At 42.3% G+C, this 5,195-nt stretch carries 6 protein-coding genes; 3 read left to right on the top strand and 3 right to left on the bottom strand.

From position 1 onward, the window contains the following. Positions 1-219, bottom strand: a 219-nt coding sequence (locus B3D59_RS14840) for a hypothetical protein (RefSeq protein WP_286821159.1), incomplete at its 3' end; no start/stop codon positions are given. 66 nt (positions 220-285) lie between these two features. Between B3D59_RS14840 and rdgC the strand changes: the two genes are divergently transcribed. From rdgC to B3D59_RS14825, 3 genes are all read left to right on the top strand, one after another. After that, positions 286-903, top strand: coding sequence for a recombination-associated protein RdgC (rdgC, locus tag B3D59_RS14835; RefSeq protein WP_286821154.1), 618 nt, complete (start codon positions 286-288; stop codon positions 901-903). Further along, positions 900-1,433 (top strand): hypothetical protein, encoded by a 534-nt coding sequence (locus B3D59_RS14830; RefSeq protein WP_349676901.1) that lies wholly within the window; start codon positions 900-902, stop codon positions 1,431-1,433. The genes rdgC and B3D59_RS14830 overlap by 4 nt, the downstream gene beginning before the upstream one ends. 326 nt (positions 1,434-1,759) lie before the next feature. Beyond that, on the top strand, positions 1,760-2,698 hold the full coding sequence (locus B3D59_RS14825; protein ID WP_286821152.1) for a ribose-phosphate diphosphokinase: 939 nt from the start codon (positions 1,760-1,762) through the stop codon (positions 2,696-2,698). 17 nt (positions 2,699-2,715) lie between these two features. On the opposite strand, the gene B3D59_RS14820 is transcribed toward B3D59_RS14825, so the two are convergent. Continuing rightward, entirely contained in the window at positions 2,716-4,128 is a 1,413-nt protein-coding gene (locus B3D59_RS14820; RefSeq protein ID WP_286821150.1) for an HD-GYP domain-containing protein, read from the bottom strand. Continuing rightward, positions 4,125-4,976, bottom strand: coding sequence for a 16S rRNA (adenine(1518)-N(6)/adenine(1519)-N(6))-dimethyltransferase RsmA (gene rsmA / locus B3D59_RS14815; RefSeq protein ID WP_286821142.1), 852 nt, complete (start codon positions 4,974-4,976; stop codon positions 4,125-4,127). The genes B3D59_RS14820 and rsmA overlap by 4 nt, the downstream gene beginning before the upstream one ends. Between the last annotated feature and the right edge of the window lie 219 nt (positions 4,977-5,195).

Here is a 5,195-nt window from a genome sequence, read left to right as displayed (position 1 = left end):
GCTTGCCGAAAGGACACGGTTTACCTGCAATTGTGAGCGTTCATCAATTTTAAAATCCTGGTTAAAATCGTATAAAGGCAATATATAATAATGCCCGGCATAAAAAAAATTACACTCAGGATGTTTAGATGCTTTGACCCTGGAAAAAATATAAGATGAACTTTCTTGATTCATCTGTATCTGATAATCATAACAATTTGCCAAAAATTTTTTATACATTAAACACGGCTGTAAGAGACTTAAACAAGCGTTTAACAGCCGTTTAACATGAAAAAAGGAGTATATATGGGATTGATATCTTCCACCCATTCCATCAGCCGTTATTATATTGACGGTGAATTTACTGACGGTCCTGCAGAAGGTGTCCGCCGGGGATTGATTGAAAACGCCATCCCTGAAATTGAAAACGAATACGATGAAATATCAGCCGGATGGACTCCCCTTGAAACCCCCTATAAACCAGACTTTCAATCAGCTTCTTTTATATTCGGCACCTATTTTGCCTTTTCTCTGCGCATTGATAAAAAATCAATCCCGGCTAAACTGGTTCAAAAACATATGGCCATTGAAATGGAGAAAAAAAAGAAAGAAAGCGGCAGACCCTTTATTTCAAAAAATGAAAAAACTGAAATAAAGGAGATGGTCATTGATATTTTGATGCATAAAACACCATTTATTCCAAATATATATGATGTGTTATGGGATTATGAAGATAAAAACTTACTCTTATTTTCCACCCAAAAGGCGGCCAATGAATTATTTGAAACGTTGTTTTTCAAATCCTTTGACCATAAACCCATTAAAATATTTCCCTATACAATAGTGGAAAAGCTGGGCAGATTTTCAAACGATAAAAAAGACAGGGTACTGGCTTTATCGCCCTTAAATACGAAAGGTGCATGATGTTAGATATAGCAACGGCTTACAATAAATATGGATTTTTAGGCAACGAATTTTTGACATGGATCTGGTACCTCATTGAAACGGATCAGGATATTACAACCCTTGCAAGTTCAAAAGATCCGATAATCTTTGAGATTGGAAATTCCATCAGTCTTGAAAATAATCTTGGCGATAAATCAAAAGAAAAAATTACCATTAAAGGTGATCAGGCCGGTCTTGAAGAAGGGGGCACAGCCCTTAAAAAAGGGGCATGGGTAACAGATATGAACCTGATCTGCAGGATGGGTGAAGAAGAATATAAATTTTCAATCAAAGGTGAAAGTTTCAATATCACCGGTTTGAAAACCCCAACCATTGACATCTCCTCATCAGAAGATGAAATAGAAGGTCTGATTATTGAAAAAACCTTTTTAATTATGAAGGTTATCAAAGTTATTGACACCCTGTTTTTAAAATTTATCGAAAAAAGAATTTCAGATGACTGGAATGGGTCTGATTTAAAGGGTATCAGGGATTGGATTCAATCCTGACAACAAATTGTTTAAAAAGCCTGTTTTATAGACCCTTCAAAAACAGGCCTTTTAATACCTTTTAATACCTTCTACTTTTAAAAAAATTTTATTCAAAACTTTAAACACAAAAGATACAAATATAATCAATAATATTAAGATATTAAATCAATTGTAAACATTTAAACCTTAGTTATTATTGTTATTATAGTTTTTTAAATAATCTTTAATATAGTACATCTTGTAATAAAAAATATATGCGTTGTTTCTTCTTTCCAAGCTCTTGTTTCTTGACTGGTAAACTGGTATTAAAAAGCGCGAACTGGAACCCCTTCAGGAAAGTTAAAATGACAGATGATTTAAAAATATTTTCCGGTGGATCCAATCCGGATCTGGCAACGGAAATTTGTGGGAATATCGGAATTCCTTTAAGTCCTATGGAAACATCTCGGTTTTCAAATGACAATTTATTTGTACAGATTAAGGAAAGTGTCAGGGAAAAAGATGTATTTGTGGTTCAGTCTTTGAGCACACCTGTCAGTGATCATCTCATGGAATTGATGATTACTCTGGATGCACTGCGTAGCGCATCTGCTAAACGGATTACAGCTGTCATCCCCTATTATTCATATGCCCGGTCCGATAAGAAGGATGCGCCAAGAATATCCATTGCCGCTCGCCTGGTTGCCGATCTTTTGAAAACTGCCGGGGCAGACCGGGTACTGACTATGGATCTGCACGCCGATGCCGTGCATGGATTTTTCAGCATTCCCGTGGATCATTTAACAGCCATACCCACAATCTGTGATTATTTTACAGCGCTCCTGGATCTGTCAAAGGTGGTGGTGGTGGCCACGGATGCCGGCGGTGCTAAAAGAGCCGGACGGTTTGCCAAACGTCTGGACACCTCCCTTGCCATCATTGACAAACGTCGGCTCAGCGATTCAGATGTTCAGCAGGGGCTGGTTGTGGGTAATGTAAAGGGTCTGGATGCCATTGTTTTTGACGATGAAATATCCACAGGGGGAACCATAGTGAGCACCGTTGATACATTGAGACGCGCAGGAGCGGCTAAGGTTTATGTTGGTGCAACCCATCCGGTGCTTTGCGGCCAGGCAGTGGAAAATTTAAATCAAACTTTCATATCTGAGATTGTGGTCACCAACACGGTACATCTTCCTGTAGAAAAACAGTTTCCCCAGCTTAAATCCTTGTCCGTGGCATCTCTTTTTGCCCGGGCCATCAAGCACATCCATACAGGAGAGAGTGTTTCTGGGCTTTTTTAAGCCCTGAACAAATAGGATTATATGGGGGAAATAGCAGAAACTGCCGCTGCCACCTGATCCTTGGGCAGGGCAAACTCCCTGATAAATACAGGAAGGCAATTCCATATTTTTTTGGGTTGCCTGATACTTCTGTCACTGTCAATGGCAAGAATCCCGGTCTGTTTTCCGGCGTTAAAAGGATCCGGCCTGGATGTCAACGGGGTTTGGTTTCTGTCTGTAAAAGGAAGAACAAGGGGACCTTCGTTTTCAAGAACATAGGCCATCTGTCCGCTTTTAAGAAAAACAATGCTGCCCGGCGGATAGAGCCCGACGGTTTTAACAAAAGCATGGAGAATAAACTGCAAGATGGGGTCTTTGTGCACATAACTGCGGAACAGGCCGGTGACGGCAGTAACCTGGTTAACGGCATCCTGGTAGCTGCGTTTGGAAATCATGGCGTCATAAATGTCCATCAGTTTGCATATTTTGACATAGGGTGGCATCATCCCGCAATCAAGTCCCATAGGATAACACCCAGGCTCTCCCTCATATAGCGGCCCATGATGATACCGGATCATGTTGCTGAGCACAGTACTGCCCAGATGGTTTTTTTCAATTACCGTAAATCCGAAATCTTTGGTGTGCCTGCGCAGCAGTTCGGTTTCATCTTTGCTCAAGGCGGATGTCTTGTTTAAAATAGCTTCCGATACCATGGATTTTCCCAGATCATAGATGAACAGGCCAAAGGACATCTCTTCTATCTCCTCGGGGTAGTAATAGGAAAACATTCCGGAAGATCCATTGCCGGCAAGGGCTGATGATGATGACCAAAGCGATTTTTCCACTACGTTGGAGAAAGCCCTGTTAAATTGACGCAATACCTGGGAGCCCAAGGCGCAGACATTGGTGGCATGGCTGTAAAAATAATCATCATAAAAAAACCAATCCCTTGGCGCGTATGCAAAGGGGTGGTGTTTGTGTTCGGCAAATGATGCAAGTTCCGATGCCTGCTCTGATACGGCATTCACATCAAATTCACCCTTTGTCTGCCGGATCTGGTTCACAGCATTTTTTATACTGGCCTGGGCTTTAACACTGATGGATTCGGCAAACCTGCGCAGTTCCAGAATTTCCTTGAGCCGTTCAGTTACGTTTTGAGTTTTGACGGGTTCCGGATCGGGAAATGAATCTGGCAAGGGGTCGGGAATGGCGGTGGATCCCATCTCTATTTTATTACCGGATGCGTCAAACACGCCCCCGTTGCTTGCTACCGGAACCTGCCGAAGGCCATTGTTCCGAAGTATTTTCAGGGGCTTTGTCTTATCCACCATCACATTTTTGGCCAGAAGCAGGGTGCCGTTGCTGTTATATACATCCACCCCGGTTTTAACCCGGCCACCCTGGCGGACAATGTCAATGAGCTTATCTATGGAAATTTTTGATTCAATCATAATTCAAGGGCGTTAACCTTTCCCACGGCCTTTGACAAATCTATGAACTCCTGAACATTCAGGGTTTCAGCCCGCCGGGAGGCGTCAATGCCGGCGTTTTTAAGGGCAATACCCACGAGTTCTTTTGTCAAGCCCATTTCTCCGCCGGACATGGCATTGTGAAGGGTTTTTCTTCGTTTGGAAAACGCTGCCTTGATTACGCTGAACAGCAGAATCTCGTCCGCTTCGCCCATGCCTTTGGTTTCAAAAAAATCAAAGCGAAGGACCGTGGAGTTCACTTCCGGCCTTGGAAAAAAATTATTAGGCCCGATATCTGCAACCCGACTTATTTTTGATGCATACTGAACCACCGCAGAAAGTCTTGAATAGTCTTTGGTACCGGCTGATGAAAGAAGACGTTGGGCAAGCTCCTTTTGAAACATCAGAAATGCGCGTGTCAGAACCTGGCGAATTGTAACGAGCTTAAAAAGGATCTGGGATGAAATATTGTATGGCAGATTCCCTATTACAACAAGTTTTTCTGTTCCTGCAATTTCCCTGATATCCGTTTTTAATATATCCTGATTTATAATCGTAACATTGCAGATTCCTTCACCGGCCAGCTCCTCTTCAAGCAGAGGAATTATACGGCGGTCTTTTTCAACGGCCACAACCTGCTTGCAGGACCTTGCCAATGGCAGGGTGATTGCCCCTAAACCCGGACCTATTTCAAGCACGGTAGTTTCTTTATCAACGCCGGTTTTTTCTACAATCATCTGGGCCGTAGTCGGGTGTGACAAAAAGTTCTGGCCCAACTCCTTTCCGGCATATAACCCGCTTTTCTTTAATAACTCTCCAGGATGTGTCATACTCGTTTTGCTCTCCGTTTCTTGGCTGTTTATCTCCAGAACGCCATATGTCACATATTTTTCGCCTTGGAAAAAGAATAAAAGATTGACAGTAGCGGTTTTCCTTTGAAATTTTAAGGTACCTACCAGTAAATCACAGTTTTTTAGTGACTGCTCCCCTCCTGAATCAAAGATTCAGAAGGGGCTTCTAAGCGACCGAGGTCGCTAACGTGTCCAGCC

The sequence above is a fragment of the Desulfobacter sp. UBA2225 genome (genome assembly GCF_002348205.1).
Lineage (GTDB): Bacteria > Desulfobacterota > Desulfobacteria > Desulfobacterales > Desulfobacteraceae > Desulfobacter > Desulfobacter postgatei.
The sequence above is the reverse complement of the archived record's forward strand: the minus strand, read 5'-3'. Positions and strand labels throughout refer to the sequence as shown.

Excerpts from the sequence above, each read along its gene's own strand:
- rdgC (WP_286821154.1), top strand. The coding sequence starts at position 286 with ATGGGATTGATATCTTCCACCCATTCCATCAGCCGTTATTATATTGAC.
- B3D59_RS14830 (WP_349676901.1), top strand. The coding sequence starts at position 900 with ATGATGTTAGATATAGCAACGGCTTACAATAAATATGGATTTTTAGGC.
- B3D59_RS14825 (WP_286821152.1), top strand. The coding sequence starts at position 1,760 with ATGACAGATGATTTAAAAATATTTTCCGGTGGATCCAATCCGGATCTG.
- B3D59_RS14820 (WP_286821150.1), bottom strand. The coding sequence starts at position 4,128 with ATGATTGAATCAAAAATTTCCATAGATAAGCTCATTGACATTGTCCGC.
- rsmA (WP_286821142.1), bottom strand. The coding sequence starts at position 4,976 with ATGACACATCCTGGAGAGTTATTAAAGAAAAGCGGGTTATATGCCGGA.